Source organism: Streptomyces chisholmiae (genome assembly GCF_031845445.1).
Lineage (GTDB): Bacteria > Actinomycetota > Actinomycetes > Streptomycetales > Streptomycetaceae > Streptomyces > Streptomyces chisholmiae.
Genome location: NZ_JAVREO010000029.1, coordinates 1 through 21816, shown reverse-complemented (window position 1 = coordinate 21816; position 21816 = coordinate 1). Strand labels below are relative to the sequence as shown.

Below are 21816 nucleotides of genomic sequence, written 5' to 3'. Positions count from 1 at the left end.
TCATTCCGTGAGCATGGAGACCTCGGCCGCGAGTAGCGCGAGGTCGGCGCGCAGACGGGGCGAGGCGGGTTCCGACCGGGCGCCGCGGCCCTCCTTGGCCCCGTGGGGCTCCTCGGAGGCGGCGGGCGGGTTGGCGTTGGCCTTCTCGTCGTCGCTCGTGTCGTCGGATTCGCCGTTGTCGGCGACCGCTGACAGCACCTCTTCGATGTCGTCGGCGGCTTTCCGCAGCGCGTCGCGCGCGGACTTCAAGGTCGTCTCGTTCTTCGCGCTGAGGGCGCGGCCGGCCTTGGCAGCGGTGGCACCCTGCGCGGTGGTGCGGATCTGCTCGGCGCGGTCAGGGGTGGCGCCTTCGATCGTCAGACGCATGGCCCGGTCGCCGGACTTGACATCCAGCAGGTCGGTGGCCTGGTTGGCGCCGATCAGGGTGGGGCCGACCTCGTAGAGCTTCAGGCGTCGCAGCTCGTAGTACGGCTCGCCGTCTTTCTGGTCGACCCACGAGCCCTCAGTGATGTCGTAGGCGAACGAGAACTGGGTAACCCGGCGCCCCTTCAGCAGCCGGTACACCTTCGCGGCCTTCGAGCCCTCGTCGAGGTCAAGGCGTGCCTTCACCCACAGCCCTTCCGGCCGCTCCTCCGCCTCCAGCACCTCGCCGATGTGGTAGTCCGGGTCGGCCGACATGTGGGACCACAGGACGGGGATCGGGTCGCCGCGCCCCTTCCACTCGGCGAGGGTCTCGGCGAACGCGCCGGGCACGATCCGGTCCCCGACGCTGTCGGTGTTGTAGGCGGCGACGATCGCCTCGAAGACCCCGTCCTCGGTGCCCTCGTTCTCCCCTGCGGCCTTGATCCGCACGGGGCAGCTCTTGAGCCGCATGGTCACTCTCCTTCGCCCGCTCCCGGGCAGCACAGACAGGCCCGTGGCCGGGCAGGAAGTGGAGGTCGTCTCAGATGTCGAAGGACACTTCGACGTCGCACTGGCAGCCGGCGCGCTGGAGCGGATCGAGCCTTGAGTCGGCCGGCCAGCGGGCGCCGTTGCTGAAGGTGTCGTCCAACCCGACGGTCTCGCCGTCCATCCGGCGGTGAGCCGGGCGGGGGTTGCTGCTGCGGACCCGCCACGTCTTCGTCGCTTCGCCGCCAGTCTGGGCGGCCAGGCCGCGCGCGGCCTCCGTCGTGCCGAACCCGCTCATGGCCGTGGCCTCCGACTGGGCGAGGGACAGCACCCGCTGCCCGAGGGCCACCGCGAACACCGACGACAGCGCGTCCGGCTGCTCGTCGTCCGACTGCTCCAGCGCGGCGGCCACCTGCTCCTCGGTCGCCGCGTTCACCGACGCCGCCACGGCCGCGGCGTGGGCGGCGAGCCACTCCAGCGTCGCGTCCTCGTTGTATGTCTCCGGGTCCGCGTCCAGGGCATCGAGCGCTGCCGTTGCCGCGGCGACCGAGGTGGCGAGCCCCAGCGCGTACAGATCGGCGGACAGTTCAGAGACCCACCGGTCGCGGTCGAACACCTCGCTGACGGACGCCTTGGCCAGTACCCCCGCACGCCGCTTGGCGGCGCCGGCTCGCGACATCACCGATCGCTGCTGCCGCTCGAAGAACCTCGTCAACGTCTCTTCGTAGCGCCGCTCGTACTCGACGGGCGCCCGCGCCTTGACCCGGAGTCGACGATGCTTCGAGCGTCCAGCCCGGGACGCCTGGCCCTCCGGCGCCGCAGAAGGGGGCGGTGCCGAGTCGCGTGGGGACGCCTGCCCGCCCTCCGTCACGTTCAGCGGGGTGATCAGCTCGTCTCCGCCCTCGATCTGCGGCAGGTTGAACCGGGCGCGTTGCTCGTTCCGCGTCATCCACGGGCCGCCCGTCGCGGTGCTCGCCGCAGCGGCCTGCTCCTCGAAGGAGCCAGACATCTTGCTGGCGATGTTGAACTCGACGTACACGTTGTCGGAGTCCGGCAGGTCCGGCAGCAGCTGAAGTTCTATCTCCTCGGCCAGCCACGTCAGCCAGGGGCCCAGCGTGTCCTGGTAGAGCTGGCGGTGCTGCTCGCGGATGTTGCTGTAGGTGGCGTGGTCCAGGATGCCGACCATCGGCAGCGGGATGTGGTAGGCGCTCGCGACTTCTTCCCGGGTGAGCTTCCGGGTCTCCAGGTACTGGGCCTGCTCCGGCGTCATGCCCCCGGCGTGCCACTGCATCCCGTCCTCCAGGATCGGCGTCCCGCCGGCCATCTGCCCGTCGCCCGTGTAGAGGCCCCGCCAGTCGGCCCGGAACCGCTCGCGGCCCTTGTCCGACCAGGCGGGCGCCTCGGACGGGCGGGAGATCCAGCCCGACATGCGGGCCCCGTTGCGCCACAGCTGCTCGCGATACGTCTGGCTGCTGAACCCCTCGGCGAGGATTCCGCGCAGCGTCTCCATCGGCGACAGGCCAAGGGCCGAGGTGCTGGGGTTGTAGCCGCGGAAGTACACCACCCGGTCCCGCGGAATCGTGACGACTCCGGCCGAACCCTTCAGTTCGAACGCCGCCGGCTCCATCCAGTCCCCACCGACGGGCTTCGTGCGGTCCATCGGCAGACGAACCAGACCACCCACGTCGTTGCCCGCGTCCGCAGGCCGGACCCGCGCCCAGACCGCCATGTCGTACACCGCGATGTCCTGCACCAGCGCGTTGATCAGCCGATACCGCGTGGTGTACAGGTTCGGCCGGGACAGCAGCCGAGCCAGCGGGTGATCCGTCAGCCGCTCCCGGTCCGTGTCCGACACCCGGCGGAAAACATGGAGACCGAGCTGGGCGATGTTGCGGCCGAGGAAGTCCACCACCGTGCGGACGTGCGGCTGCGACCGGTAGATGTCGACGTAGTCCATCGTCACGTCGTCCGACAGACGCACCTGCTGCGGGGCCAGCGGAGGCGGGTCCCGATCCACGCGCGCGAGCTGGCCCGCGCTCACCGTCCACGCCACGAGATCACCTCACAGCCTGGACGAACAGCACCCGGGACCGCTCCACCAGCACCTCGCCGTCCATCCGCGACGGCTCGGACGACGGCAGCAGCAGCGTCGCGTCACCCAGCACCAAAAGCGTGCGGTGCCGACGCAGCAGCACCCCGTCGATCGCACTGCCGTCCGACAGGTTGACAACCACCCGCCGGCGGACCGCGATCCGCGCCTCCGCCAGCCACACGCCGGCGAACGCCGCCACCACGGCGGCCAACAGGACGAGCGCCAGGCTCTGGACGACGATCACACGACCTCCAGTCCCCGCTCCTCGTACACCGACGGACCCTGCGCCGGCGCTGCGTTCCGCGCCCGATCGAGCGCCATGATGAGCGCGACCGGTCCGTCAATCTTGTCGCCGGACCGCCTCTTGTCGGGCTTCACGTTCCCCGCCGCGTCCTCCGCGACCGCCAGGTTGTCGATCATCCAACGCATCACCGGGTTCCCGCCGTGCCGCAGCAGCGGCCTGCGGGCGGTCCCCTGCTTGAGGATGCGCGACAACTCCTTCGTCGGCGGCGACATGCTGACGAAGCCCTGCCGCATCGTCACCATCGGCGCCCCGTCCTCCAGCAGATCCGTCACGAGCTGCGTGGAGTTCCACGGGTCGTAGGCGATCTCACCGACCTGGAAGTGCTCCCGGTCCTCGTTGACCGCGGCCCTGATGTGGTCGTAGTCCATGACCTCGCCGGGCGTCACCGTCAGCCAGCCCCGTCGCACCCACTCGGTCGCGGCGTTCGCCGTCCGCTCGTTCAGCCGGCCGACGTTGGCCTCCGGCGTCCAGATCCTCCAGGCGGCGTCGTACCCGCCGGCGTCGTCCGGGACCAGCCAGCACAGCGCGCTGAGGTCGGACGTCGCCGCGAGGTCCAACCCGCCGTAGGCCGGGCGGCCGCCCAGCTGCGCCCGGTCGACCATGCCAGCGTTGCGGTCCCACACCGGCAGCTCAATGTACTTCGTCTGCTGCTTCGTCCGCAGCCCCAGATGCAGGCGCAGGAAGCGGGCCCGCTCAACGGGGTTCTGCCGCGCCTTCGCCGCGGCGGCCCGCATGAACTCCCGGGTGGGGCTGATCCCGTAGCCGGGGTTCGCCCGCTTCCAGGTGGCCTCGCGAAAGGGGGCGTCGCCCTCGCCGTCCTCCTTGTCAGCGGCGAAGATCACCGCGTACTGGCTCGCGTTCTTCAGTGTGCCGCGGGCCAGCTTCTCCACGAACTCCCGGCGGTGCGCGTACACCGACTCCGGGCTGCCGTCGTCGGCCGTCGTGATCGTGATGATCAGCGGCTGGTCCCGGGCACCGGTACCGGACTCCACCGCATCGATGACGTCGGGCGACTTGTGGACGTGTAGCTCGTCGACGATCCCGCCGTGAAGGTTCGCGCCGTGCAGCAGGTCGCCGACCGAGGCGGCGACCTCGAAGTAGCTGTCGGTCGCCGGCTGGATGATCCGGCTGCGCAGCGGCTTCACGCCGGCGGCCTTCAGCTCCGGCGAGGCACCGGCCAGCTTCTTCGCCGGGTCGAAGCAGAACCTCGCCTGCTTCTCCGACCCGGCTACCGCCACGACTTGGGCGCCCGGCTCGCCATCGGCGAACGCCAGCACCAGCGCCAGGCCGGACGCCAAGGTGGTCTTGCCGTTCTTCCTGCTGACCTCGACGTACAGGTCACGCACGATCCGCACGCACCGGCCGGGGTCGTCCTCGGACGGCTTCACCCACCCGAAGGTCGGGGCGATGATGTACGCCACCTGCCACGGGTCCGGATCCAGCGGCTTGCCCGCCCATTTGCCCTGCGTGTGCCGCAGGCACCGGAGGGCGGCGATGACCTTGTCCACCCTCGCCGGATCGAACACAGCACCCGGCACATCTCGCGGCTCCGGAGTCCGGATCGCGGGCACACAGGTCGGCACCTCGTAGCCGCGCTGCTCCAGGAACCACAGCACCTCGGGGCTGATGCCGTGCTGGCGGGCCTTTCGCTTCGGCGCCCGCCGGCTACCCGAGCGCGGCGAACGGGTTGTCGGCACCGCCCGCCCCCTCGTCCGGCTTCGGCGCCCGCGCGCGAGACACGAACGTCAGCCCCAACTGCTTGGCGTACTCCAGGAACGCGGTGCTGTGATCCCGGAACACTTGGCTGGAGGGGTTCTTCATCGGGCGACCGTTCTTCTCATCCCACAGGCGCGGCTCGGCAACGACGTCATCCGAGGCGGCCACCGCAGTTACGTAGTGACGCAGCGCCAACTCCAGCGCCGGACCGTCGCAGCGGGCCAGCACCCCAACCTCGTCCAGCGCTGGGACGATCACGTCCCACGCCTCCGAGACAGCGGCCGGCAGGCTGGCGGGCTTCTCGGGCGCGGCCGGCTTCGCCGCGTCGGCTAGCGTCGGGCCCGCAGTTGACTGCCCGCCGTCCACCGACTTGAGGTGAGGCGGCAGCTTCAGCACGCCACGTTGACCCACTGTCACCACCCCCACTCAGAGTGAGATAAACGCGGGAGAAACGCCCTTGGGTGAGCGTTTCACCACCTGGGCGGTCTCCGTAATGTCCCTTTTGGGTGATGCGAACGCCCCTACCCTCTGTCAGCCCAGCCACCTGGAGAGGATCGAGCAGTCCAACGGTCGTGGCAGCCCTTGCAGAGCCCGCGTCCGTACTGCGGATCGTGATCATCCAGCCCGGCCGCCCGGAGGGCTCGCTTCCCCCGGGGGTGATGGTCGGCCACGGTGCTGAGCTGGTCGCAGTCGCCTGGCTCGTGCAGCAGCACGCCGCGTGAGCGGCACTCCTGGTCGCAGGTGCACGTCTCGTCGCGCGCGAGGACGGCGGCCCGGAACCGTCCTCGGTGCCGCCTGCCGTAGCCGCGTTGGTGGGCTGAGCCGCGGGCCCGGTCGACCCCCCGGGCCTCCCGGGGGGTGCAGTCGGGGCAGGGCCCGGGGGGTACTGTCGCGCGGCACCCGGGGCACACGCGGGGTGGGCGAGACGGCACGCTCACCCCCGAGCTGGGTCAGTTCCCGCCCGGGTCCGGGCAGTTCATGCTGCCCTCGACCTCGGGCCAGTCGGCTCGGCAGACGATGACGGCCGCGTCCTCGCTTCGCACGACCTGCACGGTGACGGCGGTCGGGCCGTCGATGCTGGAAGCGTAGTCGCGGATCGCGGCTTCGGCGGTCTCGATGGTGGCGTCCGGCATGAGGAGTTCCACCTCGCCGATCCCGCCATCGGGCAACTCCTCGTTCAGGACGGAGTACTCGGCGGCGGGCTGGTCGTCGGCCTCGGAGTCGTCGCTGCTGGAGCAGGCGGCGAGGGCGAGGGTGGCGATCGTGGCTGCCAGCAGGGCAGCTGCGCGGGTTCTCATGCTGGGCAGCTTCTCGCGGCGGCCCGGCCGCCGTCCGGCGAGTGATCGTCCTGTGATGGTGCGCCGCCCGGTGCCCGCCGGGCGGCGCGTCCCCACTCCACCCGCCTCGGGTGGTCTTCGGCCCTGCACGGCCGCCATGGTGCCGCCTAGGTCGGCCGGTCCGTGCAGGGCTGTCTATGCGGCGCGGACGCGGGGCCGGTAGGTGGCCGCGGCGGCCCGCACGTCGGGCAGGGCGTACATGGTGCGGTATCCGTGCCCCTGGCCAGACGGCCGGCCGTCGCCGGGGTATCGCCGGACGCGCCCGCGGCTGGCCCAGGATCGGATGACCTGCTCGGGCACCCCGGTCTCGGCGGCGGCCTCGTGGCCGTACACCAACTCGGTGGGGTAGGGCGGCTCCTGGGACACGGTCACCCCCTGTATAACGAAACCCCCGCGCGGTGGCGGGGGTTCGGTGGCTCACAGACACACGGGTGGCGTCTGCGGGCAGTGTGACATGCCGGCGATCACCGGTCAAGTCGTGGCATCAGAGCATGTCGCGGTATTCGTCGACCGCGTCGCGCGTGAGCTTGAGGTAGTCGGCAGCCATGTCCAACAGCACCTGCCGCTTCTCCGGCTCGGCGTCCCGCGCGTCGTAGAGGTAGGTGGCGGCCTGGTCCATCTCCTCGGCGAGGGTGATGCCCGCATCGACCATGCGCTCAGCAGCGATGGTGACGTGGTAGGCCAGGGCGTGGAGGTCGGTGGCGGGCGGCTCCTCGGCGACGAACGCGACGTGGGCGGCGTGGGCCTTGATGAGGGATTCGGCGGTGATCATGGGTCTCTCCTGTTGGTTGTGAGGTGGTTATGCGGTGAGTGCGGTGGCGGCGGCGAGGAGCACCAGCAGGTGCGCCGCCTGGTCGACGTGGGCCGCACCGCCGTGCCGCAGGAACTCGCGCTGGCCGGTGTGCTCCAGCCACCAGGTGATTGGCAACCGGCGGTCGATCAGGCTGTGCGTCCCCCCGATCCAGGCGAGGGCGAGCGCGGCGCCGGCCGGGCTGATGTCGGCGCCGAGGGCGACGACACCGACGAGCAGGGCGATCCCGCACACCAGGACGTGCGTCCCCGCGTGGATCAGGTTGGCGCCCCATCCGTGGTGGTGCCGGCCGGGGTGCGGGTCCTCGGGCCCTTCCGTCCAGCCGGCTTTGCGCCCCGCCAGGCGGTCGGTCTGCAGCGGGTAGTCCGCCAGCAGGTGGGCCATGTACAAGAGCACGAACACGTCGGCCATCACGACCCCGCCTTGGGCACGGTCTGCTCGGCCGGGTCGTGGTCGGCGTGGTAGCTGGCGGCGAGGATGGCCCCCGCCCGGGAGCGGTACCGCGTGTCGGCCAGCTTGGGGCAGGCGGAGCAGACGACGCGGAACTGGCCACCGCTGACGGCCTCGGCGAACACGAAGGACCCGTCGACGGCCTCCAGGATCTTGCTGACGCGCGCCATCAGCGGACCGCCTGCCGGACGAGGTCGTCGATGTCGCGCGGCCGGAGGCCCTTGGCGAGCTTCTCGGCGCGCCGCTCGGCGTCGCGCAGGGTGCGGTAGACGTGCCGGCGGCGGTCGGAGTCGTCGGCGCCGCCGGCCGACGAGGTCTCGGTGTCTCCCGGGCGGGCCGGGTCGGTGCAGGTCGTGTACTCGATGTCGAGACCCACCCAGTACTCGCCGGGCCGGGCGCCGCGCGTGTGCGGGTCGTCCGTGGCGGCGTAGTAGTGGATGTCCGCCACGGCGTACCCGCCGACGGTCGGCCGGGCGAAACGGCGGCTGAAGGCCTGGCCGGCCTGGGTGTCGCCGACGTCGTTGCGGGTGTCGAGCGTGCCGATCTCGTACCAGCTCATCTCAGATGCCCTCCCTCTGGGCGGTGTTGGCGGCGGCGCGCAGCAGGTCCTGGACCTGGTCGAAGGTGCGCCAGCGGTTGTTCTGCCACTGCACGTAGGTCGCGGCGCCGTTGAGGTGCCGGTTGAGGAGGTCCCCGGCGTGGCCGGCGGTCTGGCGGTCGCCGTAGCCGAGGTGGACGGCGAGGGTCTGGGCGCCGACGATGCAGCAGCGGCGGCGGGCGTCCCAGGTGGTGTTCTGCGCCCAGCCGTAGATCTGCATGATCCGGAGCGTGACCTCCAGGTGCTCAGCGACGCTGACCTGCCGGGCGGTGGCCCGGTGGCGGCGGATGGCGCGGGCGATACGCCCGGCCGGCCGGGGCGCCGGGCCGGTGACGATGCCGGCCTGCCTGATGAGGTCGTCCACGCGGCTACCGGACGGCGGCGCGACCGGGGCATGGGCGCTGAGGTACTGCTCGATCTCAGCGTGCAGCTGGTCGAGGTCGCGCTGGCTGATTCGGATATCGAGGAGTTGTGCGGGCATGATGGGGTCGCCTCCGTGCTCGTTGGTGGGTGCGGTGGTGCGGGGGCGCCCCGAGTGCTGCCAGGCGAAGGGGGCGCCCCAGGCTCGACTACCAGGTGTTGCGGAACGTCGTGCCGACGGTGGTGGTGTGCAGGGCCTCTCGCCAGCCGGGCCCGCCCAGCGTCTGGGCTTCGAGCTTCTCCAGCTCTTCCTGCTGCTCGGTCACGGTCATCAGGCCACGGATGTCGGAGTGGCCGCGGTCGGCGTAGAGCGGGCCCTCCTCCATCCAGCAGTCCTCGGCGGTCTTCGGCCCGTACCAGCGGGGCGCGTTGGGCACCATGCTGAGGAGCCGGCTGGACCTGCTGGGCGGCTCGAACACCACCTCGGAGAGGAGCGTCACCTCGCTGCCCGCGCCCGAGTAGGTGTGGGCCTGGTAGTAGGGGACGCCGGGGCGGGCGGTGGCGGCGAAGCGGCGGGCCCGGTCCTTCGTGGTGAGCTTCTTCTGGCGGCGCGGGATGGCGCGCGTCAAGTTCTTCAAGTTGATCTTCTTCACGCTGATGACTCCTTGTCAGGGGCTTGGGTGTTCAGGCGTGGTCGGCCGGCGCGAGTCCGGCTTCACTCCAGCCGGGCGTGGCGGCCATGCGGTTCCAGCTGGCGCTGCCTGCCGAGGCCATCTCGGACGTGGTTTTCAGGCCGGCGAGGTCGGGGTGCTGGCGGTCCTCGTAGACCCGCCCGCCGTGCATGAGGTAGAGCTGCTCGGGGCTCCAGCTCCCGTGCATCAGGCCAACCAGGGCCCTCCGCTTGAACTCGATCTCGTTGACGGCCAGCCCGCTGTAGAGCGGCCCCGCAATCTCGGTGACGACGTAGTAGGTGCGGCCGGCCCGGGCGGTGCGGGCCCACCGAGCGGCCTGCTTACGCAGGCTTGGAGGCGACTCGGTCTTGCGGAACATGGCGATCCTCCTTGGTCAGTTCCAGTGCCAGGGCTGGCCGGTGCGGTGGGCGGTGTGGGCGGCGGCGGCGAGGCTGCGGGCGAACTCGCCCCAGCCGCGCGCCTCGCGGTTCCAGCGGCGGCTGGACAGTCGGTCGGCGAGCGTGAGCAGCACGGCGGCGGCGTCGCCGGCTTGGGCAGGGGTGAGGGCGAACGGGTTGTGGCCGTCGCGCGCCGCGATCGGCGCGAGGGCGGCGAGGTCGCGCTCGGTGAGGTGTTCGGCCGCGCGGTCCATCAGGTTGGCGATCTGGGTGCCGGATCGGCTGCCGCCGGGAAGGTGGTCGATCATCCAGCCCATGTCGGGCTCCTCTCGGATGGTGGTTGGTTTGTGCGGGTTCGTTCTGCTGCTCAGCGCTGCTCAGGCGGGCGTTTCCGCAGGTCACAGCCGCTCAGGGTGCTGCTCAGCCGCTGCTCAGGCGCCCGGGTTGAGCACCCGCTGAGCAGGGCCTGAGCAGTCGCCGACCTGCGACGGAGCACCGCCGAGCAGTGCCTGAGCAGCGGGCATATCGGGGCGAATCACAGCGCGCCCCGAAGAGCGGCGAGCTTGTACCCGCGGGGGTTGGCCAGCCCGTCGAGCGGCCCGAGCGTGACCGGCACCCCGCCGCCCCCCTCCTTGAGGAGGTCCCGCAGGATCTCGACGGTCAGCCCCTGGTAGACCTCCGGGGCGCGGGCGGCGAGCACCTCCACGAGACGCTCGGTCCGCATCCGGTCCACCCCCTGCTCCTCCATGGCGGCGATCGCGTCCCGGACGGCCGCCCGCGGCGGCGTGTCCGGCGTGACTTCGGCCGCCGGCGGGTCGGCCTCGCACAGACGCAGCAGCCGTTCCCAGGTGAGCAGTTCGACCGGGGCCGCCTTCTTCTCGTTGCCCTCGGCGTCGTACTCGGGGAGCACGTAGTCCGGCAGGTCCACGCCAGCCATGGCGCGCAGCGAGTCGGCGTCGGGGTCCAGCAGGCCAGCATCCCGCCGCTCCTCCGCGAGCCGCGCGAGCTGCCCTCGGGGGTGCTCGTGGATCTTGTACTCCACCGGTGCGTCGGCCGTCCCCGGGACGCCCTGGGCGTAGACGTGGCCAGCGTCCCGTGGGTCCGTGTCGGTGGCCGGGGACAGGCGGTGCGGCAGCCAACCCTCGGCGGCGGCGCCGGTGCCAAACACCGCATCGGTATCGACACGCTTGCAGGGGCCAACGACCTTCATCGCGAGCATCTGCGCGATGTTCTCGCCCAGGTAGACGGAGGTACCTCCCTGGGATGCGAACACGACCGGGACAGCCTCCTTGCGGCCGACGAGCAGCAGATCCCAGGCCAACTTCTTGCCCAGCTTGGACAGCTTCGGGTACTCGTCGATGAACACGACAATCGACGGATGCTCTGGCGAGGCGAGCCACTTACGGCCCATACCGAGCGTTTTCCGCAACCGGGCGCGGGCCTTGGACAGCATCAGCAGCCAGAGCAGGACGTGCTCGATCTGCTCGTGGGTGCGACCCTGGAGGCGGGCGGCCGGGCCCAGGTCTTCAAGCCCATCCCCGGCCGGGTCCAGGTCGATCGTGATGGCATCCCGGCAGGCGGTGGTGATCTCGGCCAGGGCCTGAAGGATGCCCGTTTTCCCGCCGCCCGAGGCCGCGATGACCTCGGCCATCACCCCGGCGAGCGTGGCCAGCAGCTCCTCGCCGTCGATGCTGGAGCCGATCCGACGACGATCCCTGATCGAGATGGACTTGGGCGCCAGGTACTCCGGTGCGGGCGCGCTGGCGAACGGGTCGGACTCGATGATGCGCAGCTTCGCGCAGGCCCGGCGCTTGATCATCGGCTGAGGGCGCACGCTTCCGTGGGACGTGTCGAACAGCGTCTCCAGGTTGTCCGTCGCCTTGATGATGGCGGCGGGGGTGCCCTCGGTGACGCGCACGATGCACTGCCAGCCCCAGGGCTTGCGCTCGACCTCGGACACGTCGCCGACGGGAATGCTCTCCTTGAGCAGAGCCCGCAGGATGCACTCGGCTGCCTGGTCCACGGTGGTAGCGCGCGCGATCGGGAACGGCGCGCCCTCTCCGAGAGCCGCGGGGGTGTAGACGCCGTCGACCGAAGCCGGCCGCTCGTCGTCAGAACCGTCGCCCCCGTCCCCGCCGGTGGGCAGTTGGGGCCTGCGCGGCCCGCCGCCGGAGCCATCCCCGCCGGCCGCGCCGCCGAGCTGCACCGTGCTGTCGCGGCGCTTCTGCTCCCGGCGGCCGGCGAGGTAGGCAGCGCCGCCGGTGATACCTGCGGACACAGCCGGGACGACCAGCCCGACCATGACGGTGGCGACGATCAGGGCGAGCACCGCCGCCCCGCCGAGGCCGGCCCCGGCCAGGGTGGCGTGCTCCCGGTGCCGGGCGTAGGCCACCTGGTGCCGCCGCTCCCGCAGCTTCACGATCTCCTCGTCCAGCTCCCGGCGGCGCTCCGGGTCGGCAGTGCGGCGCTCGGCGCGCAGGCTGCGGATCTGGTCCGTCACCTCACCCGCGGTCTCGTACTCCCAGACGCGGCTGACGGTGGTACCGACGCCAAGGGCGGTGAGGCGCGCGGCCGACGTGGTGTGACCCCACGCCCGACCGCCGACTTCCAGGGTCCGGGCCCACCCCGACGGCCGGCCGTCGGCGTCCGGCGCCTGCTCGACCGGCGGCGCGTCCGGCAGCCGGATGGTGCCGACGCTCGTGTCCGCCGGCATCGCCGGACGGCGGTCGTTGAGGCGCACGACGTTCGTGGGCTCGACAGTCTCGATCGTCTGGGTGGTCACTTGACTCCCCTCTCCTTCTTCACCGCGTCACGGACGCGGACCGCGTACTCGTTCCGGCCGCCACCGATCACCTCTCGCACGTTGCGGAGGGAGAGCTTGCGTGCGTCGCCGAGGGCATCGGCGAGGCGCCGCACCTTCTCCAGGTCCGCCTTCGTGGGCGCCTTAGCGGAGCCCGATTCTGAAGCGGCCCGAGAGGCCCGCTTCCCTTTCCCCCCAAGGGGTGTAGCCCCCTCAGGGCTCCCTTTCGGTGGCCCCCCAGAGGGGGCGCGGAGGGGGGTACCTCCCTCGCCCGGATCGCCCTTCCCTTGGGGGGAGAACAGCTCGGAGAGGAATCGGTCGACCGCCACCGACTCGGGCGTCCGCTCGGCCTCCGCGAGCACCTGCTCGACTGCCGTCACCGCATCGAGGCGTCGGGAGATCGTCTCCTCGGTCTGGGACAGCTCGGCGCCGTGGGCGTCGAACCACGCCTCGGCCCACACCTTCTCGGGGTCGACGGCGCCATGCGGGCGGGCGGCGAGGATGTCCTCGTACCGGCTCCACACCTCGGGGAAGCGGCGGCGACGCTCGCCCTCCTGCCGGGCGCGCTCCTTCCGCTCCTGCCGCTGCTCCTTCGTCAGCCCGTGCGAGCCGTGGGTCTTGAGGTCCCACAGGTACAGGGCGAACAGCGACGAGAGGCCGAATGTCACGGCGACCCACAGCGGGGCGATGGCGATCCAGTGCCACACCTGGATGCCGGCCGCGACTGCGGCGGCGCCCCAGGCGGCGATCCGGTAGCGGGCGGTCGGGCGTCCAGCGTCCTCGGCCTGCTTGCCCATGAAGGTGAGCGCCCAGGCACCGCCTTCGAGCATGGACGCCAGCAGCACCGCGAGGAGCACCCAGACGCCGGCATGGGAGAGGGCGGACACCTGGGAGAAGATGGCCGGCACCACGGAGGCGACCATGACGTAGCCGACGAACAGAGTGACCGGGTTGGCGTTCAGCCAGCGCGCGATCCGGCCCCAGCGGGCGCGGCGGGCGGCCCGCTTCTGTCCCTTGCGGGTGCGGCGGGCGGCTTCCTTTTTGCGCTTCTGCTCGTCCTTGGCTTCCTGCTTCTGGCGCTCTCGTTCTTCGGCGCGGTCGATGGCGTCCTGCTCGCGCTGGGCACGAGCGGCGGCGTCGAGGCGCTTCTGTTCGGCTTCGGCCGCGCGGTCGGCGCGGCGCTCTTCGGCCCAGCTCACGACGCACCTCCCGCCCGACGGCCCCGGCGGGGCTGCCAGTTGGAGGCGCCGCGCACGCCGCGCCGGAGCACGATCAGGGCGCCGCCGCTCGCGACGACGGGGACGGCGACCACGGCCATGGCCGTCGCCAGCAGCACCACCAGCGGCAGCATCACCGCGTGCACGGCGTCCAGCCGGGTCGCCACCGCACCAGCCAGCCGGGCCAGATCGGTAGTGGACATGAGGGAGTTCCTTCCGTGAGTGGGGGCCGTCAGGCGGCGCTGAAGCGGAGGTTGTGGATGTAGATCTCGTCGGGGTCGCTGATGCCGTTCTCGGCCGCGAGGTACTGGGCGATGGTGACGGTCAGGTCGGACCTGCCGAGGCCGGCGGGCGCGTCCAGCACTCCCCGCGCGGGGCCGAGAGCATGGCCGGGGCACTCCAGGTCGGCGGTCCAGAAGTAGGTGAGCAGCATCACCGCACTGCCTTGTCGAGCACGTGCCACAGCCGGTCGGCCCGGCCCCACGCGGGGTCGACCACGGTCAGGTACACGGCCCGGTCCAGAGCCCGGTATGCCTCGCGGTGCAGACCCCGCAGCGACCTCCGCAGGTCGCCATCGGTGAGCCGGCGGGCGAACCAAGTGCGGTCGCGCCCCGCACGGCGCGTGACCGGCACCCCTCGGAGCGGGGACGGGCCGCGCCGCAGGCGACCGGTGGAGTGGGACTGCTGGATAACCAGCAGTCCGGCCGCCGACGCGGCGGACACGATCCGGTCCAACTGCTCGCCAGGCTCGACCCAGCCGTCCACGGCGGACCGCTGCTCCCAGTGGGCACCGTCGTAGCCGGGACCGGACTCGCCGGGCTGCGAGCAGTCGGTGGCGTACCCGGCCCGGTTGAGCCGCACCAGGTCCGGGACCAGGTCGGCGGTCTCCTCGTCGGGTCGGTCGTAGCCACCGGGGTGGCCGCCAGGCAGGCGACCCTCCAGCCAGTCGGCCGTCAGCCCGGCCAGGTCCGCGACGGTGCGGGCCCGCGCCCACCGCCCATCCAATGTCATGCGCATGATCAGTCCTCAGGTAGTCGTGGTCCGTGATCCAGCTCTGGCGGATCTCCACCCACCCCGGCACTGGTCCGGGGCGGACGGGCTACCGCCAGGCGGTCAGCTGTCGGTGGTGATGGAGCCGGTCCCCGTGTGGATCGGGCCGTGGTGCTCGGTGATCGCGACGCCGTAGTTGTTGCCACCGATGCTCGGGCCCCCCTTGACGCCCCCCTTGACCTCGCCGGCCTGCACCACGGTCTCCGCCGTGGAGCCTCCTCAGATGTGGGTTGCGGCGGTCTGCCGCAGGTGGGTGTGGGCCTCACGGGCCCGGTCGCCGGCCGCAGCCAGCCCATCCGTCCGGTGCTGCTCCGACTCCGCCAGATGCTCCGACGGCAACTGCGCGGTCACGTGGTCTTCTTCAGCGGCGAGGTGGTGGCTGCCATCTCGGCGGCGTGCTCCCGCAACCCGGCCTCGATCCGACGCCGCTGCTCCTCCGCGAGCCGCGCGGCCTCCGCCGCCGCCTCGGCGGACTCCTCCGGCGTCACCGCACACCACCCTGCGGGCCGTGCTCCCGAGCGAACTGCGCGCCCAGAGTGAGCAGCTCCTCGACCTGCGCCCAGGTGCGACCCGTCCGGCGCTCCCACGCGTCCAGATCCACACCCCGCACAGCCCCCGCGGCACGAGCCGCCAACACCAGCTCCAGCAGCCGCTCGGCCCCCGACCACAACGCCAAGTCGCCGCCCGACACGTCCATCAGCGCGCCCACGATGCCCTCGAACGGCACCGGCTCCCAGCCCTCACGGGTCAGGTGCTCGCGGGTCCTGGTCACCAGGTCGGCCAACTCCCGGCCCGACAGCACGCCGCCGTCGAGGCCAGTCCACAGCCGGGCCGCGTCCGCCTCCTCAGCCGCACGCTGCCGCCAACCATCCGGCGCCGCCACCGCCGCATACCGGGTGACCACGCCCTCCGGCCACGCCTCGGCCCACGCCTGCCGCGCGCTCATGCGGCCCGCACCCACTCGTCACCCTCGACGGCGGCGGCCAGCTCGTCGACCAGCGACGGCTCGCCGGGGTAGGTGTTGTCGTACCGCTGCGCCGCAGCCAGGATCGCGACCTCCCCATCCAGGTCACCCTGCACGGCCAGCCAGTCCGTCAACAGCCGGACACGGAACGCGTCGTTCGCGTCCCCCACCGAAGTCCGGGCCCGGCGGTGCCGAACCAGCTCACTGCTGGCCGCCGCGTCACCGTCGAACAGCGCGCTTCCACTACGCTTCATCTCGATCTCCTTCAACTCTCTGCGAGAAACGTGGGTCGATCACCAGGCCCTCGCGGAGTAGCCGCTCCGCGAGGGCCGCCTTGCTTCAGAAGCCCAGCCGGCTCCGCAGCCGCCGGGACTTCGGGACGGGCCGGCCGTCCAGGTAGGTGAAGTCGGGCTTGTTCATCGGGCAGTCCGTGAAGTCGGCCGGCCGCAGTCGGCGGCTGAGTCGCTTCTCCAGGCAGCCGATGCACAGGAACCCGCCGAGGTCCTTCATGCGGGCCTTGGCCCACACCGAGTCGTGCACCATGAAGAACTCGTCGTCGACGCTGGTACGGCAGTCGACACACCAGCCCTTCTCGCGTGACTCCCGACCAACCGGATCCGAGTACGGATCCCGCGCCGAGCGCCTCAACCTCCCGAACATGCGACTCCTCTCAAGCCGCCAACACCGGGGCGGCGTCAGGGGCAGCGAACTCGGCCAGCGCCTCCTCGGGCACGCGGATCGCTCCTCCGCCGCGCCGGGCGGCTCCGGCCACCACGGGCCGGCCGTAACGCACGGCCGGGAGGTGGCCGTCGTTGATCCACCGGTAGACGGTGGCGGGGTGGACTCTCAGGCGGTCGGCGACCTCCTTCACACGCAGCATCAGGACTCCAATCGCAGGCTTCGCGTTCGTGGAGAACTGTAAGCGCATAAGTATCTAGGTATCAAGCACGTCGAGCCGTGCCAGTGCTCAGCGTGGCCGGTTTCTTGGCGCATCAAGGTCTTAAGGTTGAGGTCAGGACGCAGACCGCCGTAGATGAACGGGAGACACAATGGCCGAGAAGTGGACCACGTCATCAACGACGTACCTGCACCCCCGTGCGCCCGGAGAGAGCGACCCGTGGACCAGCGCGGCCCCGGGGCGGAGCACGCAACGGCTACTCGGCGTTGACGAGGTCGTCGGCCCCTCGAAGGTCGCGGCGCTGCTGTGCCTGACCAGCAGCGAAAGCATGGTGGTCCGCCGCCGACTGATCCTCCTCGACGACGAGCCGATCGAACTCGCCAGCTCGCACTACCCTGCCCGCATCGCCGCCGGCACCGCGCTGGCCAGCCCGAAGAAGATTCGAGGCGGGGCGCCGACCGCCCTCGCCGAACTCGGCTACCGAGCCACCCGCGTTACCGAGGACATCGAGATGCGCGCCGCCACGGACCAGGAGAGGGAGCTGCTCGGGCTGACCGCCGGCTCGCCCGTCCTCACGCTCACCCGCACCACCTACTCCGACCACACACCCGTTGAGGCATCGCTCATGGTCATGAAGGCCCCGCGCCGCCTCCGCTACGAACTGGAGGTTCAGTGACCACCCCCGAGGAGCGGGCCGACCCGCGCCCGATCGCAGACACCATCGCTCACGAGATCCGCCGCCTCGTCATGTCGGGTGAGTGGGAGCCCGGCCGACGGCTCCCCACGACGGAGCAGTTGTGCCGGCAGTTCAGCACGTCGAACGTGACCGTCCAGCGGGCCCTGAAGAAGCTCAAGACGGAGGGATTCCTGGTTGGCCACCCCGGCCAGGGAGTGTTCGTCCGAGACAAGGCGCCGCTGGAGATCGCCCCGGCGTCCTTGATGGCGCCGTCGGGCCCCGGGGAGCCGTACTCGTGGATCAGCGAAGCTGAGAAGCGCTCCCAGAAGGGCAGCAACCGCATCCTGGAGGTCGCTGAGGTTGTCCCGCCGCGGCGAGTCCGCGAGGTGTTCGGCCTGGAAGAGGACGGGCGCGCACAGCTGAGGAAGCGCATCGGGCTGCTGGACAACTCGCCAGCCGAGGTCGTGTGGTCGTACTACCCGCTGGAGTTGGCACACGGAACTCGTCTGGCCGACCGGCGCAGGATTCCCGGCGGGTCCCCGGCGCTGCTGGAGCAGATGGGGTACCCCACGCGCGGCCAGGATGACATCTGGGGAACGCGCTTCGCCACAACGGAGGAGTACCTGCTCCTCGAACTTCCCGGGGAGATCCCTGTCCTGGATCTCTTCCGTGTCGTCTTCAGCGACAACCGGCGCCCGATCGAGGTCACCCTCCTGGTGAAGCCGGGGCACATCTACAAGGCGAGCTACAGCATCACAGCGGACTGACCAGCGCCATCACCGGCCCTCCGCCCATGGGTGGAGGGCTGAGTTCTGCCCGGATTCACACAACTGCTTGATACGAATGCGATTAAGCCGTTACTGTCTTGGTGTCACCCGCTCCACACGGAGCGTGGCGCGGCTCCCTGCCCGAAAGGACGCCATGCCAAGAACCCCCGAGCGCACCGCGCTCTACCGCTTCTACGGCGAGTGCGACCGACTGCTCTACGTCGGCATCAGCAAGAACCCCGACCAGCGCTGGAAGGAGCACAAGCAGCTCAGTCCCTGGAGTCGGCAGGTCTCCCGTCGGGAGGTCGAGTGGTTCGCCTCCCGCTCGGCTGCCTCCGTGGCCGAAGTCGCCGCCATCAAGTCCGAGCGGCCGGCCCACAACGGTCGCGACAACTTCGAGACCGCCCAGCTGGGCGACAACTGGCCCAGTCTCGCCGCGATCAAGCGCGGGAAGGCCGACGCCCTCGCCGAGCTGATCCGGCAGGAGATCCGTTCCGCACGATGGAGACCCGGCCAGAAGACGCCCAGCCGTGAGGTGATGGCGGCGGCGGTCGGCGTCAGCTTGAGCACGGCCGAACTGGCGACGGTCACCCTGGTCCGGGAAGGGGTGCTCGTCCACCGGGACGGGGCCGGCCTCTTCGTGTCGCAACGTGCCTCGTCACCCTGACCCAGGCCCTGGTGGGGCTACTCGGCCAGGGCCCTGCGCATCTGGCTCGTCTGCGGTTCGAGGCGGGCGGGTGATGGGGCGGGGTTTCGGCCAGAGTTCATCGGACAGCCTCTTCGCCTCGCCTCGGTTCAGTCGGCGTCGCGCAACCCCACGCAGGGTCACTGGGTGCAACCTGGGGCTGGGCCTCACCTGGATGGAGAATCCGCTTTCCTCTGGGAAAGTGCAGGTCAGGGTCCTTTTCTGGTCCAATCTTGGTCCAATCGAGATTCAGCCTGTTTGGCCGAGCGGGGCGACTGATGCGCCCTATCGGCCCGCATCCTTCGGGTAGCGTTCTGGCCGTCAACAGACATCGCGGGGTGGCCGGTTGAAGCCGTCATCCCCTCTCCGAGCGGGGGGACCTACGAGGGAAGAATGTGGCGTCCGTCACTGGCGTCCCGGCTGCTGGTGGTACGAGGGGACACGCCTGCGAGGACTTCCTGACTGTCTGATCGCAGGTCAGGAAGTTAGGGCGATAGAAGAGGTGTGGCGGATCCGGGGACGAGGTGCACCACTTCGCACATCTTCGCACGTCAGAGGCGGTGCCGATGATCGACTAACGTCTTCAGGTAGCACGAACGCCCGAGGCGGTTGGGATGCCTCGGGCGCCGTAAGACCGGTGGATTGCCGTCCACCGGATGACCGAGCGGGTGTGTGGCCCGCTGATCAATGTGACCTCAAGAGAGAGGTGTCTCAACGATGACTGTAGCTGACCTTCGCACCCCTTCGCACGGTGCGCCCCCAGTCGCTCCGACGCCGCACTACTCGTGGTGTGGTGAGCATGGCGATCGGTTCCCGACGGTGCACGAGTCGGAGCGGGTGACCCTGGCGATGCCGGTTGGCTGGTTGGACGGCACGGTGTCGGCCCGGATCGCGGTCGACGACGACTTCGTGGAACGGCCGGAGGTCCAGCTGTCGGTGGACGGCAGCGGGATGTCGCTGAGCCGCGACGAGGCGGTCGCGCAGTTGGCGGCGCTGCGGGTGTTCGCTGATCGGTTCGAGCGGCTGATCGCCGTGCTGCCGCAGTCGTAGCCTGACCGAGAGCCAGCGCCCCCGACCCAACTGGCCTGGGTCGGGGGCGCTCTCGTGCCTACGCGGCTTCGGTCGGAGGCCGCCAGCCGGGCGGGAGCCGCCGGTCGCAGGCCACACACCAGCGGGACGCCTCCCATTCGGCGCGGGCGGCCCTGGCTTCATCTACCTGGCTCTTCAGTCCGACGGCGACGAAACCTCCGGCAGCAATCAGCAGGATGCCGAGCACGATCAGAGCGCCGCCCTGGGCTGCGGCCAACACTCCAGCGGCGACGAGGCCGAGGGTGAAGACGTAGCTCACTTCCGGCACCTCTGGTGGCTCCAAGTCGGCGCGACTGGGAGTTCCCGCCGCCATCGATGCTCTCAGTTTGTCGAGCGCCCATATGTTGCACCGCCGCTGGGCGCACAGGTCTGACATGACCACCCCTCCTTGGTTGACGGGCGGTGAACCTATGGGGCGCACGGCCGGGCGGCCGAATGCGCCGGGCGAAGACCAGACAGGGGTGGGCGCCGGGTCAGCCGTCGTCGCCCGCCAGCAGGGCGGGGACTTCGACTTCGGCTCTGCTGCGGATGCTGTCGTACTCGGCTTCGCGGGCGTGCTTGGTGCGGTGGAGGGCGTAGCGCAGGCCGTCGAGGAGCTGGTCGAGGGTGATCTCGCCGTCGTCGGCGAGGTGTTGGTTCGCGCCGCTCAGCAGGTCGGCTAGGAGGCGCATGGCGATGCTGGGGCGCTCTTCCCATGCCCAGGCGAAGAGTTCGGCGAAGTCTGCTTCGGGGACGGCCAGGCTGCCCTTCTGGTAGCTGTCGGCCAGGTCGATGGCGTCCTCTTGGCTGAACCTGTGGAGCAGGCGCTCGAAGAGGTGGGCGGGCATGGCGATCTCGTCGGGTAGGTCGTCCAGTTCGTCGATGTCGTTCAACGCGTCTCCCGTTGGTGGGCTGCCAGTGCGGGCCTGAGGCTGGCGTAGCGGGGGCCGGGGCGGCAACGGGGCGATTTCGAGCGGTGGTCGAACCTCGGTCCACTGGGTATCGGCCAGCGCCTGCGGTTGTTGGGCTACGAAGGCGGCGCGCTCGGGGGTGGGTGCGCTGGCCTGCTCTGATCACTGAAGCTCACTCTGCCGGTGCCCGCGGCGCAATCTCGCGCCGAGGAGGTGTCTCCGCTTCGATCCGGATCACGGTGAACCACCCCGACCGCATGTCTCGATACTGCCCCTGCGTGTTCAGTCTCTCGCCATGCGTGGTCTACTGCTGCTCCCGTCGTCTCCCTGAGGAGCCCGCCGTGTCCGAGCCTGTGGCCCGCGTCGTCCCGATCTGGGTGCATCGCCGCTACCGTGGCCCCATGCACCCGATGCTGAAGACCCACGTGAACGGCGAGCTGGTCGAGCTGCCCGGGACGATCGCGGCCGTGCGCGAGACGCTGCCGGCCGAGGAGCGCGACGAGTTCACGCGCGAGGCCGAGACGACGCCGGCCCCCGAGCTGGTGGGCGTGCTGGCCCGCTGGGCGCTCCGCGGCACGGCGGCGGACGCGGAGGACGAGGACGTGTTCCGGCGGCTGGAGCGCGGCGACCACGGCGGCTGCGTGCCGGCGGACGACGAGGCCGCGGGCGCCGCGTGAGCTACCGGATCGAGTACGCCCCCGCGGCGGCGGCGTCGCGGAAGGCCATGTCGCCCGAGCTACGCGCCCGCTTCGACGGCGCGATGCGCGACCTGGCGGCCGACCCCTACGGCTGCGGCTCGGCACCGATCGGGGGCGAGCGTGACCGGCGGGACGCGACGGTGGCCGGGGTCGCGGTGCGGTACTACGTCAGCCGCGGCGTGCTGACCGTGACCGTGGCGCGGATCGTCTTCTACTGAGGTCAGACGGGGGTTCGGTGGGAGATTTTTGGGAGACACGCTCCCCCGCGTAACACGGAGGAGCACGGGGTAACGCAGCAGAACACCGCTTCGCCACCGCCTTGACCTGCGGTGCAGTGAATCCCGGCCCGCCGGCCAGCAGTCCCCACCGCGACGCCAAGATCACCCAGATCTACGAGGGCACCAACCAGATCCAGCGGATCGTGATGGCGAGGAACCTGCCCTGACCCGCGCCACGG

The 21816-nt window shown here is 70.9% G+C and carries 37 protein-coding genes; 8 read left to right on the top strand and 29 right to left on the bottom strand.

Going from position 1 to position 21816, the window contains the following annotated elements; all coding sequences use genetic code 11:
- The 5 genes from RM844_RS30315 to RM844_RS30295 all read right to left on the bottom strand — a co-directional run bounded on the left by RM844_RS30315 (position 1) and on the right by RM844_RS30295 (position 5396).
- A complete protein-coding gene (locus tag RM844_RS30315) occupies positions 1–873 on the bottom strand; it encodes an HK97 family phage prohead protease (RefSeq protein WP_311670642.1) in 873 nt (290 codons plus the stop codon).
- A 70-nt stretch (positions 874–943) separates the two neighbouring features.
- Positions 944–2941, bottom strand: coding sequence for a phage portal protein (locus RM844_RS30310; RefSeq protein ID WP_311670641.1), 1998 nt, complete (start codon positions 2939–2941; stop codon positions 944–946).
- 4 nt (positions 2942–2945) lie between these two features.
- Positions 2946–3224: a hypothetical protein gene (locus RM844_RS30305; protein ID WP_311670640.1), complete on the bottom strand. Its 279-nt coding sequence runs from the start codon at positions 3222–3224 to the stop codon at positions 2946–2948.
- The gene (locus RM844_RS30300) at positions 3221–4981 is read right to left on the bottom strand and encodes a terminase large subunit (protein WP_311670639.1); all 1761 of its coding nucleotides are present in this window, start codon (positions 4979–4981) and stop codon (positions 3221–3223) included. Before RM844_RS30300 ends, RM844_RS30305 begins: the two co-directional genes overlap by 4 nt.
- Positions 4950–5396, bottom strand: a complete 447-nt coding sequence (locus RM844_RS30295; RefSeq protein ID WP_311670638.1) for a phage terminase small subunit P27 family — start codon at positions 5394–5396, stop codon at positions 4950–4952. The genes RM844_RS30300 and RM844_RS30295 overlap by 32 nt, the downstream gene beginning before the upstream one ends.
- 176 nt (positions 5397–5572) lie before the next feature.
- On the opposite strand from RM844_RS30295, the gene RM844_RS30290 reads away from it, so the two are divergent.
- The gene (locus tag RM844_RS30290) at positions 5573–5722 is read left to right on the top strand and encodes a hypothetical protein (RefSeq protein WP_311670637.1); all 150 of its coding nucleotides are present in this window, start codon (positions 5573–5575) and stop codon (positions 5720–5722) included.
- A gap of 228 nt (positions 5723–5950) precedes the next feature.
- Here the strand turns inward: RM844_RS30290 and RM844_RS30285 are convergent, their stop codons facing one another.
- From RM844_RS30285 to RM844_RS30180, 22 genes are all read right to left on the bottom strand, one after another.
- Entirely contained in the window at positions 5951–6298 is a 348-nt protein-coding gene (locus RM844_RS30285) for a hypothetical protein (protein WP_311670636.1), read from the bottom strand.
- Positions 6299–6472: 174 nt separating this feature from the next.
- Complete coding sequence (locus RM844_RS30280; RefSeq protein ID WP_311670635.1) at positions 6473–6709, bottom strand: hypothetical protein; 237 nt, start codon at positions 6707–6709, stop codon at positions 6473–6475.
- Between the two features lie 112 nt (positions 6710–6821).
- Complete coding sequence (locus RM844_RS30275; RefSeq protein ID WP_311670634.1) at positions 6822–7109, bottom strand: hypothetical protein; 288 nt, start codon at positions 7107–7109, stop codon at positions 6822–6824.
- A gap of 27 nt (positions 7110–7136) precedes the next feature.
- Entirely contained in the window at positions 7137–7559 is a 423-nt protein-coding gene (locus RM844_RS30270; RefSeq protein WP_311670633.1) for a DUF3307 domain-containing protein, read from the bottom strand.
- Positions 7559–7768, bottom strand: a complete 210-nt coding sequence (locus RM844_RS30265) for a hypothetical protein (RefSeq protein ID WP_311670632.1) — start codon at positions 7766–7768, stop codon at positions 7559–7561. The genes RM844_RS30270 and RM844_RS30265 overlap by 1 nt, the downstream gene beginning before the upstream one ends.
- Positions 7768–8157 (bottom strand): hypothetical protein, encoded by a 390-nt coding sequence (locus tag RM844_RS30260; RefSeq protein WP_311670631.1) that lies wholly within the window; start codon positions 8155–8157, stop codon positions 7768–7770. Before RM844_RS30260 ends, RM844_RS30265 begins: the two co-directional genes overlap by 1 nt.
- A gap of 1 nt (position 8158) precedes the next feature.
- Positions 8159–8677: a DUF6197 family protein gene (locus RM844_RS30255; protein ID WP_311670630.1), complete on the bottom strand. Its 519-nt coding sequence runs from the start codon at positions 8675–8677 to the stop codon at positions 8159–8161.
- Positions 8678–8765: 88 nt separating this feature from the next.
- On the bottom strand, positions 8766–9209 hold the full coding sequence (locus RM844_RS30250; RefSeq protein WP_311670629.1) for a hypothetical protein: 444 nt from the start codon (positions 9207–9209) through the stop codon (positions 8766–8768).
- A gap of 31 nt (positions 9210–9240) precedes the next feature.
- Positions 9241–9606, bottom strand: coding sequence for a hypothetical protein (locus RM844_RS30245; RefSeq protein WP_311670628.1), 366 nt, complete (start codon positions 9604–9606; stop codon positions 9241–9243).
- A 15-nt stretch (positions 9607–9621) separates the two neighbouring features.
- Positions 9622–9942: a DUF7739 domain-containing protein gene (locus RM844_RS30240; RefSeq protein ID WP_311670627.1), complete on the bottom strand. Its 321-nt coding sequence runs from the start codon at positions 9940–9942 to the stop codon at positions 9622–9624.
- Between the two features lie 218 nt (positions 9943–10160).
- Positions 10161–12407, bottom strand: coding sequence for a hypothetical protein (locus RM844_RS30235; protein WP_311670626.1), 2247 nt, complete (start codon positions 12405–12407; stop codon positions 10161–10163).
- The gene (locus RM844_RS30230) at positions 12404–13624 is read right to left on the bottom strand and encodes an AAA family ATPase (protein WP_311670625.1); all 1221 of its coding nucleotides are present in this window, start codon (positions 13622–13624) and stop codon (positions 12404–12406) included. Before RM844_RS30230 ends, RM844_RS30235 begins: the two co-directional genes overlap by 4 nt.
- On the bottom strand, positions 13621–13845 hold the full coding sequence (locus RM844_RS30225; protein WP_311670624.1) for a hypothetical protein: 225 nt from the start codon (positions 13843–13845) through the stop codon (positions 13621–13623). Before RM844_RS30225 ends, RM844_RS30230 begins: the two co-directional genes overlap by 4 nt.
- A 29-nt stretch (positions 13846–13874) precedes the next feature.
- A complete protein-coding gene (locus RM844_RS30220) occupies positions 13875–14075 on the bottom strand; it encodes a hypothetical protein (protein ID WP_311670623.1) in 201 nt (66 codons plus the stop codon).
- Positions 14075–14659: a DUF6919 domain-containing protein gene (locus RM844_RS30215; RefSeq protein ID WP_311670622.1), complete on the bottom strand. Its 585-nt coding sequence runs from the start codon at positions 14657–14659 to the stop codon at positions 14075–14077. Before RM844_RS30215 ends, RM844_RS30220 begins: the two co-directional genes overlap by 1 nt.
- Before the next feature lie 96 nt (positions 14660–14755).
- Positions 14756–14890, bottom strand: a complete 135-nt coding sequence (locus tag RM844_RS30210; protein WP_311670621.1) for a hypothetical protein — start codon at positions 14888–14890, stop codon at positions 14756–14758.
- 21 nt (positions 14891–14911) lie between these two features.
- Positions 14912–15043, bottom strand: coding sequence for a hypothetical protein (locus tag RM844_RS30205; RefSeq protein WP_311670620.1), 132 nt, complete (start codon positions 15041–15043; stop codon positions 14912–14914).
- A complete protein-coding gene (locus tag RM844_RS30200) occupies positions 15040–15180 on the bottom strand; it encodes a hypothetical protein (RefSeq protein WP_311670619.1) in 141 nt (46 codons plus the stop codon). The genes RM844_RS30205 and RM844_RS30200 overlap by 4 nt, the downstream gene beginning before the upstream one ends.
- Positions 15177–15638: a hypothetical protein gene (locus tag RM844_RS30195; RefSeq protein ID WP_311670618.1), complete on the bottom strand. Its 462-nt coding sequence runs from the start codon at positions 15636–15638 to the stop codon at positions 15177–15179. Before RM844_RS30195 ends, RM844_RS30200 begins: the two co-directional genes overlap by 4 nt.
- On the bottom strand, positions 15635–15910 hold the full coding sequence (locus RM844_RS30190; RefSeq protein WP_311670617.1) for a hypothetical protein: 276 nt from the start codon (positions 15908–15910) through the stop codon (positions 15635–15637). The genes RM844_RS30195 and RM844_RS30190 overlap by 4 nt, the downstream gene beginning before the upstream one ends.
- 85 nt (positions 15911–15995) lie before the next feature.
- Complete coding sequence (locus tag RM844_RS30185; RefSeq protein ID WP_311670616.1) at positions 15996–16316, bottom strand: hypothetical protein; 321 nt, start codon at positions 16314–16316, stop codon at positions 15996–15998.
- A gap of 10 nt (positions 16317–16326) precedes the next feature.
- Positions 16327–16536 carry a helix-turn-helix domain-containing protein gene (locus tag RM844_RS30180; protein WP_311670615.1) on the bottom strand — a complete coding sequence of 70 codons (210 nt, stop codon included), beginning with the start codon at positions 16534–16536 and terminating at the stop codon, positions 16327–16329.
- A 169-nt stretch (positions 16537–16705) separates the two neighbouring features.
- Between RM844_RS30180 and RM844_RS30175 the strand changes: the two genes are divergently transcribed.
- From RM844_RS30175 to RM844_RS30160, 4 genes are all read left to right on the top strand, one after another.
- A complete protein-coding gene (locus RM844_RS30175) occupies positions 16706–17230 on the top strand; it encodes a UTRA domain-containing protein (protein ID WP_311670614.1) in 525 nt (174 codons plus the stop codon).
- The gene (locus RM844_RS30170; protein ID WP_311670613.1) at positions 17227–17997 is read left to right on the top strand and encodes a GntR family transcriptional regulator; all 771 of its coding nucleotides are present in this window, start codon (positions 17227–17229) and stop codon (positions 17995–17997) included. The genes RM844_RS30175 and RM844_RS30170 overlap by 4 nt, the downstream gene beginning before the upstream one ends.
- Positions 17998–18151: 154 nt before the next feature.
- Positions 18152–18664: a GntR family transcriptional regulator gene (locus RM844_RS30165; RefSeq protein ID WP_311670612.1), complete on the top strand. Its 513-nt coding sequence runs from the start codon at positions 18152–18154 to the stop codon at positions 18662–18664.
- A 735-nt stretch (positions 18665–19399) separates the two neighbouring features.
- Positions 19400–19732, top strand: coding sequence for a DUF6907 domain-containing protein (locus RM844_RS30160; protein ID WP_394814633.1), 333 nt, complete (start codon positions 19400–19402; stop codon positions 19730–19732).
- A 58-nt stretch (positions 19733–19790) separates the two neighbouring features.
- On the opposite strand, the gene RM844_RS30155 is transcribed toward RM844_RS30160, so the two are convergent.
- Positions 19791–20030 carry a hypothetical protein gene (locus RM844_RS30155; RefSeq protein ID WP_311670610.1) on the bottom strand — a complete coding sequence of 80 codons (240 nt, stop codon included), beginning with the start codon at positions 20028–20030 and terminating at the stop codon, positions 19791–19793.
- A 214-nt stretch (positions 20031–20244) separates the two neighbouring features.
- Positions 20245–20643, bottom strand: coding sequence for a hypothetical protein (locus tag RM844_RS30150; protein WP_311670609.1), 399 nt, complete (start codon positions 20641–20643; stop codon positions 20245–20247).
- A 359-nt stretch (positions 20644–21002) separates the two neighbouring features.
- On the opposite strand from RM844_RS30150, the gene RM844_RS30145 reads away from it, so the two are divergent.
- The 3 genes from RM844_RS30145 (at position 21003) to RM844_RS30135 (ending at position 21804) form a co-directional block, all read left to right on the top strand.
- Positions 21003–21338, top strand: a complete 336-nt coding sequence (locus tag RM844_RS30145; RefSeq protein WP_311670608.1) for a hypothetical protein — start codon at positions 21003–21005, stop codon at positions 21336–21338.
- A 47-nt stretch (positions 21339–21385) separates the two neighbouring features.
- Complete coding sequence (locus tag RM844_RS30140) at positions 21386–21577, top strand: hypothetical protein (protein WP_311670693.1); 192 nt, start codon at positions 21386–21388, stop codon at positions 21575–21577.
- 101 nt (positions 21578–21678) lie between these two features.
- The gene (locus tag RM844_RS30135; RefSeq protein ID WP_311670607.1) at positions 21679–21804 is read left to right on the top strand and encodes an acyl-CoA dehydrogenase family protein; all 126 of its coding nucleotides are present in this window, start codon (positions 21679–21681) and stop codon (positions 21802–21804) included.
- The last annotated feature ends 12 nt before the right edge of the window (positions 21805–21816 follow it).

Bases quoted from the DNA above. Each gene is read 5' to 3' on its own strand.
- RM844_RS30315 (WP_311670642.1), bottom strand. From the start codon at position 873: ATGCGGCTCAAGAGCTGCCCCGTGCGGATCAAGGCCGCAGGGGAGAAC.
- RM844_RS30285 (WP_311670636.1), bottom strand. From the start codon at position 6,298: ATGAGAACCCGCGCAGCTGCCCTGCTGGCAGCCACGATCGCCACCCTC.
- RM844_RS30275 (WP_311670634.1), bottom strand. From the start codon at position 7,109: ATGATCACCGCCGAATCCCTCATCAAGGCCCACGCCGCCCACGTCGCG.
- RM844_RS30270 (WP_311670633.1), bottom strand. From the start codon at position 7,559: ATGGCCGACGTGTTCGTGCTCTTGTACATGGCCCACCTGCTGGCGGAC.
- RM844_RS30265 (WP_311670632.1), bottom strand. From the start codon at position 7,768: ATGGCGCGCGTCAGCAAGATCCTGGAGGCCGTCGACGGGTCCTTCGTG.
- RM844_RS30260 (WP_311670631.1), bottom strand. From the start codon at position 8,157: ATGAGCTGGTACGAGATCGGCACGCTCGACACCCGCAACGACGTCGGC.
- RM844_RS30255 (WP_311670630.1), bottom strand. From the start codon at position 8,677: ATGCCCGCACAACTCCTCGATATCCGAATCAGCCAGCGCGACCTCGAC.
- RM844_RS30245 (WP_311670628.1), bottom strand. From the start codon at position 9,606: ATGTTCCGCAAGACCGAGTCGCCTCCAAGCCTGCGTAAGCAGGCCGCT.
- RM844_RS30240 (WP_311670627.1), bottom strand. From the start codon at position 9,942: ATGGGCTGGATGATCGACCACCTTCCCGGCGGCAGCCGATCCGGCACC.
- RM844_RS30225 (WP_311670624.1), bottom strand. From the start codon at position 13,845: ATGTCCACTACCGATCTGGCCCGGCTGGCTGGTGCGGTGGCGACCCGG.
- RM844_RS30220 (WP_311670623.1), bottom strand. From the start codon at position 14,075: ATGCTGCTCACCTACTTCTGGACCGCCGACCTGGAGTGCCCCGGCCAT.
- RM844_RS30215 (WP_311670622.1), bottom strand. From the start codon at position 14,659: ATGCGCATGACATTGGATGGGCGGTGGGCGCGGGCCCGCACCGTCGCG.
- RM844_RS30195 (WP_311670618.1), bottom strand. From the start codon at position 15,638: ATGAGCGCGCGGCAGGCGTGGGCCGAGGCGTGGCCGGAGGGCGTGGTC.
- RM844_RS30190 (WP_311670617.1), bottom strand. From the start codon at position 15,910: ATGAAGCGTAGTGGAAGCGCGCTGTTCGACGGTGACGCGGCGGCCAGC.
- RM844_RS30185 (WP_311670616.1), bottom strand. From the start codon at position 16,316: ATGTTCGGGAGGTTGAGGCGCTCGGCGCGGGATCCGTACTCGGATCCG.
- RM844_RS30180 (WP_311670615.1), bottom strand. From the start codon at position 16,536: ATGCTGCGTGTGAAGGAGGTCGCCGACCGCCTGAGAGTCCACCCCGCC.
- RM844_RS30175 (WP_311670614.1), top strand. From the start codon at position 16,706: ATGGCCGAGAAGTGGACCACGTCATCAACGACGTACCTGCACCCCCGT.
- RM844_RS30165 (WP_311670612.1), top strand. From the start codon at position 18,152: ATGCCAAGAACCCCCGAGCGCACCGCGCTCTACCGCTTCTACGGCGAG.
- RM844_RS30160 (WP_394814633.1), top strand. From the start codon at position 19,400: ATGACTGTAGCTGACCTTCGCACCCCTTCGCACGGTGCGCCCCCAGTC.
- RM844_RS30140 (WP_311670693.1), top strand. From the start codon at position 21,386: ATGTCGCCCGAGCTACGCGCCCGCTTCGACGGCGCGATGCGCGACCTG.